The following is a 13,132-nucleotide window of genomic DNA, read 5'->3' as shown; positions in this document are numbered from 1 at the left end:
GGGGAAGAGATGGCGCGCATCGACGTCAACCATGTCAGGCACTCCTACCTGCCCAACCCGCAGAAGGATGCCGATTTCGCGCTGAGGGAAGTGCACCACACTTTCGAGGATGGCGGCGCCTATGCGCTGCTTGGGCCGTCCGGCTGCGGAAAGACCACGCTGCTCAACATCATTTCGGGACTTTTGCATCCCTCGCACGGAGAACTGCTGTTCAACGGCAAGGACGTCACCAACCTGTCGACGCAGGAGCGCAACATCGCGCAGGTGTTCCAGTTCCCGGTCATCTACGACACCATGACCGTCTACGACAATCTGGCCTTCCCGCTGCGCAACCGCGGCGTGCCGGAGGCCGATGTCGACCGCAAGGTGCGCGAGACACTGGAGATGATCGACCTTGCGTCGTGGGCCAAGAAGAAGGCGAGGGGCCTGACCGCCGACCAGAAGCAGAAGATTTCGCTCGGCCGCGGCCTGGTGCGCTCGGACGTCAACGCCATCCTCTTCGACGAGCCGCTGACCGTCATCGACCCGCATATGAAGTGGGTGCTGCGCTCGCAGTTGAAGCAGCTTCACCGCCGCTTCGGCTACACCATGGTCTATGTCACCCATGACCAGACCGAGGCGCTGACCTTCGCCGACCAGGTCGTCGTCATGTATGATGGCGGCATTGTCCAGATCGGCACGCCGGCCGAACTGTTCGAGCGCCCGCGCCACACATTCGTCGGTTATTTCATCGGTTCGCCCGGCATGAACGTCATGCCGGTGGCGATTGACGGCAAGACCGCGACCATCGGCAGCCAGCGCATCGAACTGCCGGGCGCGCCCAAAGCAGGCGCTGGGCCTATCGAACTCGGCATCCGTCCCGAATATGTCAGGCTCGGCCGCGAGGGCATGGCTGTGAAAATCAGCAAGGTCGAGGATCTCGGCCGCCACAAGGTGGTGCGCGCCAGTCTCGAAGGCCGCGAGATCGCAGCCGTCATCGGCGAGGATGAAAGCGTGCCAGCCGAACCAAAAGTGCGCTTCGACCCGGCCGGCATCAACATCTATGCCGATTCCTGGCGCGTCGAGATGGGGGCATAGATGGAAAAGACCTGGAACAACAAGGCCTGGTTCCTTGTCCTGCCGGTGCTGGTCCTGGTGGCGTTCTCGGCCGTCATCCCGCTGATGACGGTCGTCAACTATTCAGTGCAGGACACGTTCGGCAACAATCAGTTCTTCTGGGCCGGCACCGAATGGTTCGAGGAGCTCTTGTCATCCGACCGCTTCTGGGAAGCGATGGTCCGCAACCTGATCTTCTCCTTCATCATCCTCGCCATCGAAGTGCCGCTCGGCATCTTCATCGCGCTGAACATGCCGAAGAAAGGCTGGGGCGTTCCGGTCTGCCTGGTGCTGATGGCGCTGCCGCTCTTGATCCCGTGGAACGTGGTCGGCACCATCTGGCAGGTCTTCGGCCGCAACGACATCGGCCTGCTCGGATACTACGTCAACGCGCTCGGCATCGACTACAATTACGTCCAGGACCCGTACGACGCCTGGGTCACCATCATCATCATGGACGTCTGGCACTGGACCAGCCTTGTCGTGCTGCTTTGCTATGCCGGCCTGGTTTCGATCCCCGACGCCTTCTACCAGGCGGCCAAGATCGACGGTGCCTCGCGCTGGGCGGTGTTCCGCTACATCCAGCTGCCGAAGATGCAACGCGTGCTTTTGATCGCCGTGCTGTTGCGCTTCATGGATAGCTTCATGATCTACACCGAGCCTTTCGTCGTCACCGGCGGCGGTCCTGGCAATTCGACGACCTTCCTGTCGATCGACCTCGTCAAGACAGCACTTGGCCAGTTCGACCTCGGTCCGGCGGCGGCGATGTCGCTGGTCTACTTCCTGATCATCCTGTTGTTGTCGTGGGTGTTCTACACCGTGATGACCAACTACGACGCGGAGCGCTGAAATGAGCGGCGCCAACGAGAGAGCTGACCGAGTGAGCGAGACGACAGCCGAGGGCAAACTGGCGAGCACGCTCTCGCAGGAGCAGGTCGCCCGGCTGATGCGCAAGCGCGGCGAGGAATCGCGCTGGTGGTGGATCGTGCCGACGGTCTACATCATCGTGCTGTTGCTGCCGATCTACTGGCTCATCAACATGAGCTTCAAGACCAATGCCGAGATCGTCTCCTCGCTGACGCTCTATCCGCATTCGCCGACGATCGCCAACTACGTCACCATCTTCACCGACGCCTCCTGGTATTCGGGCTACATCAACTCGATCACCTATGTGGTGATGAACATGGTGATTTCGGTGGCGGCGGCACTGCCGGCGGCCTACGCCTTTTCGCGCTACCGCTTCCTTGGCGACAAGCATCTGTTCTTCTGGCTGTTGACCAACCGCATGGCGCCGCCGGCGGTGTTTGCGCTGCCCTTCTTCCAGCTCTATTCCGCCTTCGGCCTGATCGACACCCACATCGCGGTGGCTCTGGCGCACTGCCTGTTCAACGTGCCGCTGGCGGTGTGGATCCTCGAAGGCTTCATGTCGGGCGTGCCGAAGGAGATCGACGAGACCGCCTATATCGACGGCTATTCCTTCCCGCGCTTCTTCGTAAAAATCTTCATGCCGCTGATCGCCAGCGGCATCGGCGTCGCCTGCTTCTTCTGCTTCATGTTCTCATGGGTGGAACTCTTGATCGCGCGCACGCTGACCACCACCGATGCCAAGCCGATCGCCGCGACCATGACCCGCACCGTTTCGGCCGCCGGCATGGACTGGGGCCTGCTCGCCGCTGCCGGCGTGCTGACACTGATCCCTGGCGCGCTCGTCATCTGGTTTGTCCGCAACTACATCGCCAAGGGCTTCGCCCTGGGGAGGGTGTGACCATGAATCTCGACCTCACCTGGATGGCGTGGACGTGGCCGACGGCCGCGTTCTTCGGCACCATTCTTCTGCTGTTGTGCGGCATGGCGGCCTGGGAATTCGTCTCGCCGGGCGGCAATCCGCGTGTCGGCGTGCTGCGCTTCGAGACGACGCGCGGCGATCGCCTTTTCCTTTCGCTGCTTGGCAGCGCCTTTATCCATCTCGCTTGGCTGGGTCTTGTCGGATCCAACCTGTGGTGGGCTCTCGCTCTCTCCGTGGTCTACGCCATTGGCGTGTTCCGCTACGTATAGAGGGGGAAACTGTTGGAGCGACCGCGTGCCGGCGGCCGCTCCAGATCGCACTTGAAACCTAAATGTGGAGGAAACCTATGCGACGGCAATTTTTAACATCAACAACCGCCCTTGTCCTGTTGCTCGGGGCAGGCAATGCCTATGCCGGAATGGACGAGGCGAAAGCGTTCCTGGACAAGGAAATCGGCCCGCTGTCGACGCTCTCGCGCGCCGACCAGGAAGCCGAAATGCAGTGGTTCATCGATGCCGCGAAGCCTTTCGCCGGCATGGATATCAAGGTTGTCTCGGAAACCATCGCCACCCACTCATATGAGTCTCAGGTGCTGGCGCCGGCCTTCTCCGCCATCACAGGCATCAAGGTCACGCACGACACCATCCAGGAAGGCGACGTCGTCGAGAAGATTCAGACCCAGATGCAGACCGGCCAGAACCTTTATGACGGCTGGGTCAACGATTCCGACCTGATCGGCACGCACTGGCGCTACCAGCAGGTGCGCAACCTGACCGACTGGATGGCGGGCGACGGCAAGGATGTCACCAACCCGAACCTCGACCTGAAGGATTTCATCGGCACGTCCTTCACCACCGCGCCGGACAAGAAGCTCTACCAGCTGCCCGACCAGCAGTTCGCCAACCTCTACTGGTTCCGCTACGACTGGTTCAACGACGAGAAGAACAAGGCCGACTTCAAGGCCAAATACGGCTACGACCTCGGCGTTCCCGTCAACTGGTCGGCCTATGAGGACATCGCCGAATTCTTCACCGGCCGCGAGATCGACGGCAAGAAGGTCTATGGCCACATGGACTACGGCAAGAAGGACCCGTCGCTCGGCTGGCGGTTCACCGACGCTTGGCTGTCCATGGCCGGTAACGGCGACAAGGGCATCCCGAACGGCCTGCCGGTCGACGAATGGGGCATCAAGGTCGACGAGAATTCGCGCCCTGTCGGCTCCTGCACGGCGCGCGGCGGCGACACCAACGGCCCGGCCGCCGTCTACTCGATCCAGAAGTACCTCGACTGGCTGAAGGCCTACGCTCCGGCCGAAGCCCAGGGCATGACCTTCTCCGAATCCGGCCCTGTGCCGGCGCAGGGTGCGGTTGCCCAGCAGATCTTCTGGTACACCGCCTTCACCGCTTCGATGGTCGACGCCGGTGCCAAGGCGGTGATGAACGACGACGGCACGCCGAAGTGGCGCATGGCCCCGTCGCCGCATGGCGTCTACTGGAAGGACGGCATGAAGCTCGGCTATCAGGACGTCGGTTCCTGGACGCTGATGAAGTCGACGCCGACCGATCGCGCCAAGGCCGCCTGGCTGTACGCGCAGTTCGTGACGTCGAAGACCGTCGACGTGAAGAAGAGCCATGTCGGCCTGACCTTCATCCGCGAGAGCACGATCCACGACAAGAGCTTCACCGAACGCGCTCCGAAGCTTGGCGGCCTGATCGAGTTCTACCGCTCGCCGGCCCGTGTCCAGTGGTCGCCGACCGGCACCAACGTGCCTGACTATCCGAAGCTGGCACAGCTCTGGTGGCAGGCGATCGGCGATGCCTCGTCCGGCGCCAAGTCGGCGCAGGAAGCCATGGACTCGCTCTGCGCCGAGCAGGAAAAGGTCATGAGCCGCATCGAGAAGTCGGGTGTCCAGGGCGATATCGGCCCGAAGATGGCCGAAGAGCATGACCTCGCCTACTGGAACGCCGACGCGGTCAAGAAGGGCAATCTCGCACCTCAGCTCAAGATCGAGAACGAGAAGGAAAAGCCGGTCACCATCAACTACGACGAACTGGTGAAGAGCTGGCAGAAGTAATCTTGGCGTCCGCGCCAGGACCATAGTGAAACGGGGAGGCGGCAACTTGCCGTCTCCCCTGTTTGTATGATTACCGGGAGGGCCTATGACCGGACACATCCTTGCCATCGACCAGGGCACGACTTCGACCAGGGCGATCCTGTTCGACGGCGATATGAAGGTCGCCGGCAGCAACCAGCAGGAATTCACCCAGCATTACCCGGCCTCCGGTTGGGTCGAGCACGATCCCGAAGAAATCTGGGCAAGCGTCGTCGCTACGGTCAAAGGCGCGCTGAAGGCCGCCGGGCGGGAGGCGTCCGATGTGGCGGCGATCGGCATCACCAACCAGCGCGAAACCGTCGTCATCTGGGACAAGGCAACGGGCAAGCCGATCCACAATGCCATCGTCTGGCAGGATCGCCGCACCGCGCCGCTCTGCCAGAAGCTGAAGAAGCAAGGGTTGGAAAAAAAGTTCACCAAAAAGACCGGCCTTCTGCTCGATCCCTATTTCTCCGGCACCAAGATCGCCTGGATGCTGGACAAGGTGAAGGGTGCCAGAAAGCGCGCCGAAAAAGGCGAGCTGCTCGCCGGCACCATCGACAGTTTTTTGATCTGGCGGCTGACCGGCGGCAAGGTGCACGCCACCGACGCCACCAACGCCTCGCGCACGCTTGTCTACAACATCGAGAAAAATGTCTGGGACGACGAGCTGCTGTCCATCCTGCGCATTCCCGCCGCGATGCTGCCTGAGGTCAAGGATTGCGCGGACGACTACGGCGTGACGGGGAAAAGCCTGTTTGGCGCTGAGATAAAGATCCTCGGCGTGGCCGGTGACCAGCACGCAGCGACCATCGGCCAGGCCTGTTTCGAGCCGGGGATGATGAAATCGACCTATGGTACCGGCTGTTTCGCGCTGCTCAACACCGGCGCCGACCTGGTGCGCTCGAAGAACCGGCTTCTGACCACCATCGCCTACCGCCTGAACGGCAAGACGACCTATGCGCTGGAAGGTTCGATCTTCATCGCCGGGGCCGCGGTGCAGTGGCTGCGCGACGGCATCAAGGTGATCGGCAAGGCCGAGCACAGCGGCAAACTGGCCGCCGAGGCTGATCCTACGCAGAACGTCTATCTGGTGCCGGCTTTCGTCGGGTTGGGAGCGCCGCACTGGGACGCCGAGGCGCGTGGCGCCATATTCGGGCTGACGCGCAATTCCGGCCCGGCGGAGTTTGCCCGCGCAGCACTCGAATCCGTCGCCTACCAGACCCGCGACCTGCTCGACGCTATGCGCAAGGACTGGAAGGGGGCTTCGGCGAAAACTGTGCTTCGCGTCGATGGCGGCATGGTGGCGTCCGACTGGACCATGCAGCGGCTGGCCGACATCCTCGACGCGCCGGTCGATCGCCCAACCATCCTGGAGACGACGGCGCTAGGCGCCGCTTGGCTTGCCGGCTCGAAGGCAGGCGTGTGGCCGAAGGCGAAGGACTTTGCCAGGAGCTGGGCGCTCGAGCGGCGCTTCAAGCCGGACATGGATGCCGCCGTCCGTTCGGCAAAGCTGGCGGGCTGGCGCGATGCGGTGCGCAGGACGCTGAGCGCACCCCTGACGGGTCTCGACAAAAACGAAGGCCCGCACCGCTAACGGCGCGAGCCTCGCTACGCATTTAGTGCTCACTCACTTTCCAACTGTTACTCACCCACCGGGATCAGTAGGGCGAACGGCACTGCTTTCTGCCGCCGTAGTTGGGCTGGAAGGTGTTGTCCGAGGCGCGGTAGCTGCGATAGTGGTCATAGCACCACTGCACATGCGCATCGCCTTCATAGACGCGGTTGTTCTCGCTGTTGATGATCGCGCCGGTGATCAGGGCGCCGGTGGCGAAGGCAGCCAGCGGGAACCAGTAGTCGCCGTGACGGCGATAGCCATGGCGATAGTGGCGGGAGCCGCGATGGCCGTTCCAGTAGGGCCCGTCATTGTTGTAGCGCGAGAAATTGCGGTTGCCGTTGAAGTTGCGCTTCATCCACGGCTTGTAGTCCACCGCCTGCACATCGGACGATGCCGACGGCGCCTGCGGTGCCAACACCTGTGCTGCGCCGGCCGGCACTGCGAACGAAGCTGACAGCGCCGCCGCCAGCATACCCAACATGATCTTGTTCATGGCCTTCTCCCGAAATGGGTGGTTCATGTCCCTTGTGCGGAGAAAACGGATCGGCAGTGCGATGGTTCCGGCCAAAACATTAAGTTGCTGATTTGTAATGCTTCTCCAGTCGACCGGAGAAGAAAGTCCCATCTCGGACGCCTGCAGATTTTGAAGCGGTGACCTCATTGAGGAAGCGGCTCACCAGGCTCCTGCCACGCCAATTAGCGGGGCGTCAGGCGATGGCGGAAACCTCGGTGAAAGACCCATCTTTTTCCGGTTGACCGGTCGCGGCACTCTCCCTATGTTCCGCGCAATTTCGAGGGCGGCCTATTAGAGCCCGCGGGAGCGCGTAGCTCAGCCGGTAGAGCAACTGACTTTTAATCAGTAGGTCATGGGTTCGAATCCCATCGCGCTCACCAAAACACCAGCAGAATCAAACTATTAGAGCATATGACTAATTTGGTGTTTCCCGCAACTGGGTTGGGGCAACACCGGGGCAGCACCGTGAAAGGGGAATGGACCGGTTCGGTTTCGGAGGCGACTGAGTCGTTATTGCCGCAGGTAGGGAAATGCGGCTCTCATCCACGCCATAAGCACTAGGATTTCTTCGACGGGCCGGTCCCGGTAAAGCTCTTTTATCTGGCGAACGATTTCAGGGTTTTTGCTCATTTTGGTGCTCCCGTGTTTGGTTCACGGCGATAGGCTAGACCGAAAACGATATGGATTTCGCCTAGCCGATGATTTCTTTTTTCACACCCGTGTCTATTGTTTTCAATAGCTTGGCGTAGCGCAAGAAATGGAAATCCCATATTTCCACAAGGCGCGACTTCGTGGCATCGTGGAGTCTGGGAATTTGGGGGCGAGTTATGAAATGTCCACACTGCGCGGTTCATTTTTTCGAAGTCTGGCTTCACTCGAAAGTCGCGGTGGGCGGGAGGCCCGCGGATCGCGGTATCCAGACAACCGTCTGCCCAAAATGCGACAACGTTACCGCTGTCTACACTATACCTACGGGCGGCGCTGATAAGACCTTTTTGGTGGAACCAATGGGAACGAACAGGGGCCCAGTTCCCAAGGAAATTCCGAGCACTGTCGCTGTTGACTACATTGAAGCCTGCCGGGTCCTGTCTATAAGCCCCAAGGCTTCGGCGGCGCTTGCCAGACGGTGTCTCCAGGCCGTGCTCCGGGCCCACGGCTATTCCGCAAAGGATCTTGCAAAAGAGATCGACATGCTGCTTGGCGAGGCTGACACGACAAAGGCAATTCCTATCACTCTTCGCACGGCGGTCGACGGAATACGCAATTTTGGAAATTTCTCGGCGCATCCAATCACAGACGTCACAACTCTTCAGATCATAGACGTTGAGCCGGAAGAGGCCGAATGGTGTCTCGAGGTCTTAGAGGAATGCTTCGAACATTTTTATGTCCGACCTGCCCATGCTGCTGCGCGCAAGGCTGCATTGGACGCGAAGCTTGCTGCGGCCGGCAAACTGCCCTCCAAGGGCTAGGGCGCTAGAGCGTCGCCGGCAGCAAACGGCGGGATGTGTCAGACAGCTATAGGAGTTTATGCGAATGCGGGACTGGGAAGACGATTATATTGAAGCGTGGAACACAGGTGGGGCAGCAGCCGTCAATAAGCTAATCAAAGACAGGTTCCCCAACGCAGAAGATCAAGTTCGGGAGGCCCTACGATTGGACGACACTGGTCGCTGGGATGTGTTGCCTCACGAGTCCACTAGGGGGCCCAAGAAAAAAATTGATCGAGCTATGATCCGGCAGTACCTCGGCTAATGGAGCCGTCTCCCGTTTACAAGCCTGTCGGCCGGTGCATCTATTGCGACGCTACCTCGTATTCCACCCTACGAGCCAAACTAGGCGACGAACACATCATTCCTGAGGCAATAAACGGCAATCTGATTCTCCCTCAAGCTTCATGCGGCGATTGCGAAGGCAAGATAAGCCGGTTTGAACAGTACTGCATGAAGCAGACTTTGGGCCCATTGCGATACGCGCTAGGTCTGAAAACAAAGCGCCCGAAAGAACGCCCTGAGACCCTTCCGCTTGACCTTAAGATTGGAGGAGAATGGGTGACGCGGGAGGTGCCTGTGGAATTGGCTCCTTTCACACTCCTACTCCCGGTCTTTGATCCGCCAGAGATCCTCTACGAGCGCGAGCCCAGCCGGACAGACATCAATACCCCCTCATTCAAGTTTGTGAACATGTCAGCCGGCGACCCAGCCAGGCTTTTCGAGATGTTCGGGGCAACGCAAGGACGAACGTATCAAGGCGCACTGATAGGTGAACGCTTTGCCCTACTGCTTGCCAAGATCGCTCATGGATATGCGACTGCCGAGCGCGCCGACATGGATAAGTTCAATCCAGTTTTGCCGGACACTATCTTACGAGAATCGACCGCACCACCATTGCCCTATCTGATTGGTGGCGCTCCCAAATTGATCCCCGCGTCTACCGAGATGCACGAGCTTGGCCTTGCACGCGGCGTAACCAAATTCGGTGTTACTTGGATTGTCCCGATCAGGCTCTTCGGAGCATTCGACGCGCCAAGCTATCAAGTCGTGGTCAGCGTTGAGCACCCCCCATTCTCGATCACCAAACGGACCATTGGCTCAACTCTTTAAACAATCGCCGGGCGTTCACTCTTTGAGATCTTTCAGCGTGTTCTGCGAAACAACGAAGAATGCGACGCACAGAACCGCACCGAGACCGACGGGGAGCCAGAGAGCTAGTGACGACTTCTGGAGGGCGGACAGCGATATGATGGGTACGACCATCCCGGTTGCCAATGACAGGACGCTGAGGTTGTTCCAGAATGTTGCTGCCAGCTTCGTCTGCTCGTTGTGAATAAGATTGCTCATTGCAGGCCCCCAAGGCGGCTAGTTCCGCCGCGGGGCCGATATTAACGTCATGCCGATCAGTCCGCCAAGCCGGAGCCCTTTCAGACGGTTGATAGAGCCGGAAGCAAACTTTCGTCCTGCGGCGCCAAGACAGTCTGGCATCATGACGGGGAGAATGGCCGTTGAAGCCCATGATATCGGTCGCCGAGAGCGACCAGGCAATCTGCAAATTCTACGAGGCTATGGATGTAGTGATTGATGTCCCCGATGTAATGCAGAACTTCGGCATGCAGTTTGTGGTCGGCAGCATCCCCGCGCGCCAAATTCATTTTATGCAGGTCGTTGACGCCAATTTCCAGGCCCGGCATCGCGAAGCCTAGAGCCTCGTAAACCTGCGCCATTCTCGGCCCGAATAAATCCGCAGCAGATTTCACAAGCGTCATATTGACGGCGATGTTGAACCGCTTTCCGAGATTGATAAGGGCGTCGACGTCGTCCTCACTTGGGCGGACCGTGCCGTTTTCCAGCTTTGCCTTCACCTTTTCGGTGGTCGCCGCGATGTCGTCCGCGAGTCGGCGATAGAAGTCGTCCATGTGAGCGGCCCGCTCGACTGCAAGGATGTCGCGGCGGAGGGTCAAGGCGTAGATTTCGTTGTGACGCTCCTGCTGTTTTGCGTCAGTGCGGAACATGGCGAAGACTGTTAGCAGCGCGGCGCCTATGGCCATCAGTCCGGCGAAAAGCGTCTGCCACATGTAGAGCCATCCATTGACCCCAGGTTGCGCTCCCCAGATGGCCCCCATCTGAAAGCCGATGAAGAGAAGCGTCAGGCTGATGGCCAGACGAATGGCATTGTCCATCGTGATCACGAAACACCCCCGCAGAAGCCCTGGCTAATAATTTGTGTATGGCGGAGGAAATCCGCAATGCTGATCAGGGGTTCGGCTAACCAGATCTACAAGCGATAGGACGCCACTAAAACGTGGCCACCAAAACCACTGCTACAAGGGATAGGGCTCCCACACCGACGAAAACCCGTTTCGCCTCAAAAGCGCCTTGCCTCCCCCGGTAGGCCCAAGACGTGTCGTCGTACTCGTAGACCTTGGTGGCAAGCGCCCGGTTGATTGTAATCAAGCCGCACACATACTGCAGGTAATCGCAAAGGATCGCCATCGCGCCACAGAAGCCGATCAAAAAAACAAGGACACCGCAGGTTTTCAGGGTCTTGGAAAATTCGGAACTGTCGACGCTCACCGTGTAGAAGGCCACTAGAAGCCCGAAAGCGATGTACCGACAAAGTTCGGAAATCGTCGTGCTGAGAGATTTTTTCTCCTCTAAGAAGTGGCTGCGCTTTAGCATTCTCAGTTTGCACTCGGGCCAGGATCGTCTGTGCCGGGATCGGAATATTTGAGTATCAGCGCGCCGGCTGGATAGATTTTAGGGTCTGGCGGGCTTGCCAACAGAAATTTGACGCCATCTTTGCATCGAAACAATGCATCGGGTGCGGAGGACCAATATGCCTCTGGTGGACAGACCAGGGGCTTCTTCCCATCGACCGCTTCGACGACTGGCTGAGTCAAACCCGTCGAACGGTTGACGACTTTCGGGCCTTCCCCGTTCTTTGTTATGAAATACAAGCTTTCAACGTCGTCTGCCCTGGCGCTAATTGTGGCAAGCGTCAGAATGAAACTGACAAGCAAATTGATGCGCATTAGACCCCCCAAGAACGCGAAACATACAGAATGTTCCTTCACGTAGCTAGGCGGTCGATTCCGCGAAGACCCCTCTTCGGTGCATTTAAGTGACGCCACCGGGACCATGACTTACGCGATCACACCATAGGCTAACGCGACCCGCAGTTCACAATACAAATACAAGCGGCCGATTCCTTAGGGATTTAGCCGCTCCCATCAGAGGTCCGTCGCGTGGGGGCACGCGGCGGACTGCTGGTGGCCGGCGGCGCTGGGGTGAGGCTGAGGAAATGACGATGCTGCCGAACGGGGTGATCATCATCCAAGCGTTGCTGACCCCCATGATAGGAATCGCTGTCGCCTTCATATAGCCTTCTTGCAGTGGCGGACAGCTAAACGGAAGGTTGTCTTGGATCTCTTCGACCGATGCTTCTCGGTCTTCATGGATATTCGACAGATCGCGAGCGTCAGCGGTATCAGGCGAGCGATGACAGATCAAAGTCTACCAAACGAGACCGGACGCTTCAGGAGAAAGCGCACCAGATTTCCCAACGTCCTACTAACGGTCGTGTTCCCGATCCCTTCAATCGCACCCTTGGCCGCAACGTCTTCGCGGAAGCGAGCCAACCATTCTTCCGTCACGCTGTCTCGTTGAATCATGAATTTCGAAGCAGACGTGCTCTCCGGAGCCGGCACTTCCATAAACTCAGCGAACGCTTCTAGATAAAGATTTGGGTCAGGCAGCAAATCTTCATAGACAAAGAGCCGACAATCCAACCCAAGCAGATTCACGTAGGCTCGCCAATACGCATAGCTTAGGTCAATTTGGAAATACGCCTGGCTAATACCAGTAAAGCTATAGGGAACAGTTCTCGGGGTGGTCCGTTCGTGCTGGTGGCTAGTAAACACCCCGGACATCTTTGCCCGGTAGGCTGAGATAGCTTGTCGAAATCGGTCTCGACGTTCCAGTAAAATGACGAGCAGATCGTGCTTCCTGTTTATCTCGAACAAAAAGTCCTTGCCGTACTTGCGCTTGCACGGTTCCAAGTGTCGCGGAAATATCTTGATTGCGAACCGTCCGTTATCGGTCGACCCTTTTTTAATGACAGCTTCTTCAAAAGCAACGTAGCTGCTAGGCGCGAATCGCAAGTTTCCCGAACCTAGCCATTCCTCCGAATGCCCCATCAGGCCAGTCGCATTTGTCAAACTCCCTAACCAGTTCGAGCCGCTTCTTTGCTCTGTTAAGATTGCGACACCCCGCATGGTAGCCTCGCCTTCGCTGTGGCACGCCAGGCGCGCCATCCGATATCGCCGGCATGCGCGAATTCGAAGCGTCGCACCATGTCGGGGCTTGTCGATTTGACCGTCGTCGGCGTCGCCTTCACCGCCTTTGTCGCTCGAAGGTGTTCCACTGAACGGCCGCAGCGCCGCCCACGGCGCACCGCGGCCAGACGTCCGGCTTGTCAGTACCGGCAAACCCGAACGCGTTCCAGCACCCGGTGGTGATGGTGCCAGTGCCTCAC

General features: G+C 59.0%; 14 protein-coding genes and 1 tRNA gene. 9 read left to right on the top strand and 6 right to left on the bottom strand.

All coding sequences use genetic code 11. From position 1 onward, the window contains the following. Positions 1 to 9 precede the first annotated feature (9 nt). The 6 genes from ACWTU9_RS08755 to glpK all read left to right on the top strand — a co-directional run bounded on the left by ACWTU9_RS08755 (position 10) and on the right by glpK (position 6,570). Positions 10 to 1,077 (top strand): ABC transporter ATP-binding protein, encoded by a 1,068-nt coding sequence (locus ACWTU9_RS08755; RefSeq protein WP_455857955.1) that lies wholly within the window; start codon positions 10 to 12, stop codon positions 1,075 to 1,077. Next, entirely contained in the window at positions 1,078 to 1,944 is an 867-nt protein-coding gene (locus tag ACWTU9_RS08750) for a carbohydrate ABC transporter permease (RefSeq protein ID WP_454574966.1), read from the top strand. Position 1,945: 1 nt separating this feature from the next. Further along, on the top strand, positions 1,946 to 2,860 hold the full coding sequence (locus ACWTU9_RS08745) for a carbohydrate ABC transporter permease (RefSeq protein WP_454587049.1): 915 nt from the start codon (positions 1,946 to 1,948) through the stop codon (positions 2,858 to 2,860). Positions 2,861 to 2,862: 2 nt separating this feature from the next. After that, positions 2,863 to 3,150, top strand: coding sequence for a DUF2160 domain-containing protein (locus tag ACWTU9_RS08740; protein ID WP_454574968.1), 288 nt, complete (start codon positions 2,863 to 2,865; stop codon positions 3,148 to 3,150). A gap of 77 nt (positions 3,151 to 3,227) precedes the next feature. After that, on the top strand, positions 3,228 to 4,955 hold the full coding sequence (locus tag ACWTU9_RS08735) for an ABC transporter substrate-binding protein (protein WP_454587047.1): 1,728 nt from the start codon (positions 3,228 to 3,230) through the stop codon (positions 4,953 to 4,955). 85 nt (positions 4,956 to 5,040) lie between these two features. Further along, on the top strand, positions 5,041 to 6,570 hold the full coding sequence (glpK, locus tag ACWTU9_RS08730) for a glycerol kinase GlpK (protein ID WP_455857954.1): 1,530 nt from the start codon (positions 5,041 to 5,043) through the stop codon (positions 6,568 to 6,570). A 64-nt stretch (positions 6,571 to 6,634) separates the two neighbouring features. Here the strand turns inward: glpK and ACWTU9_RS08725 are convergent, their stop codons facing one another. Then, positions 6,635 to 7,084 (bottom strand): BA14K family protein, encoded by a 450-nt coding sequence (locus tag ACWTU9_RS08725; protein WP_455857953.1) that lies wholly within the window; start codon positions 7,082 to 7,084, stop codon positions 6,635 to 6,637. Between the two features lie 325 nt (positions 7,085 to 7,409). On the opposite strand from ACWTU9_RS08725, the gene ACWTU9_RS08720 reads away from it, so the two are divergent. The 3 genes from ACWTU9_RS08720 to ACWTU9_RS08710 all read left to right on the top strand — a co-directional run bounded on the left by ACWTU9_RS08720 (position 7,410) and on the right by ACWTU9_RS08710 (position 9,705). After that, positions 7,410 to 7,485 (top strand) — tRNA-Lys (locus ACWTU9_RS08720). Positions 7,486 to 8,112: 627 nt separating this feature from the next. After that, entirely contained in the window at positions 8,113 to 8,574 is a 462-nt protein-coding gene (locus ACWTU9_RS08715; protein WP_455857952.1) for a DUF4145 domain-containing protein, read from the top strand. 579 nt (positions 8,575 to 9,153) lie between these two features. Then, positions 9,154 to 9,705, top strand: coding sequence for a hypothetical protein (locus tag ACWTU9_RS08710; protein ID WP_455857951.1), 552 nt, complete (start codon positions 9,154 to 9,156; stop codon positions 9,703 to 9,705). 15 nt (positions 9,706 to 9,720) lie between these two features. Here the strand turns inward: ACWTU9_RS08710 and ACWTU9_RS08705 are convergent, their stop codons facing one another. From ACWTU9_RS08705 to ACWTU9_RS08685, 5 genes are all read right to left on the bottom strand, one after another. Next, complete coding sequence (locus ACWTU9_RS08705) at positions 9,721 to 9,942, bottom strand: hypothetical protein (protein WP_455857950.1); 222 nt, start codon at positions 9,940 to 9,942, stop codon at positions 9,721 to 9,723. 140 nt (positions 9,943 to 10,082) lie between these two features. Further along, complete coding sequence (locus ACWTU9_RS08700; protein ID WP_455857949.1) at positions 10,083 to 10,787, bottom strand: hypothetical protein; 705 nt, start codon at positions 10,785 to 10,787, stop codon at positions 10,083 to 10,085. A 106-nt stretch (positions 10,788 to 10,893) separates the two neighbouring features. Continuing rightward, on the bottom strand, positions 10,894 to 11,277 hold the full coding sequence (locus ACWTU9_RS08695; RefSeq protein ID WP_455857948.1) for a hypothetical protein: 384 nt from the start codon (positions 11,275 to 11,277) through the stop codon (positions 10,894 to 10,896). Positions 11,278 to 11,279: 2 nt separating this feature from the next. Continuing rightward, complete coding sequence (locus ACWTU9_RS08690; RefSeq protein WP_455857947.1) at positions 11,280 to 11,630, bottom strand: hypothetical protein; 351 nt, start codon at positions 11,628 to 11,630, stop codon at positions 11,280 to 11,282. A 474-nt stretch (positions 11,631 to 12,104) separates the two neighbouring features. Continuing rightward, on the bottom strand, positions 12,105 to 13,132 hold a 1,028-nt coding region (locus ACWTU9_RS08685; RefSeq protein WP_455857946.1), incomplete at its 5' end, for a Stf0 family sulfotransferase.

The organism is Mesorhizobium sp. 128a (assembly GCF_053848025.1).
The sequence above is the reverse complement of the archived record's forward strand: the minus strand, read 5'-3'. Positions and strand labels throughout refer to the sequence as shown.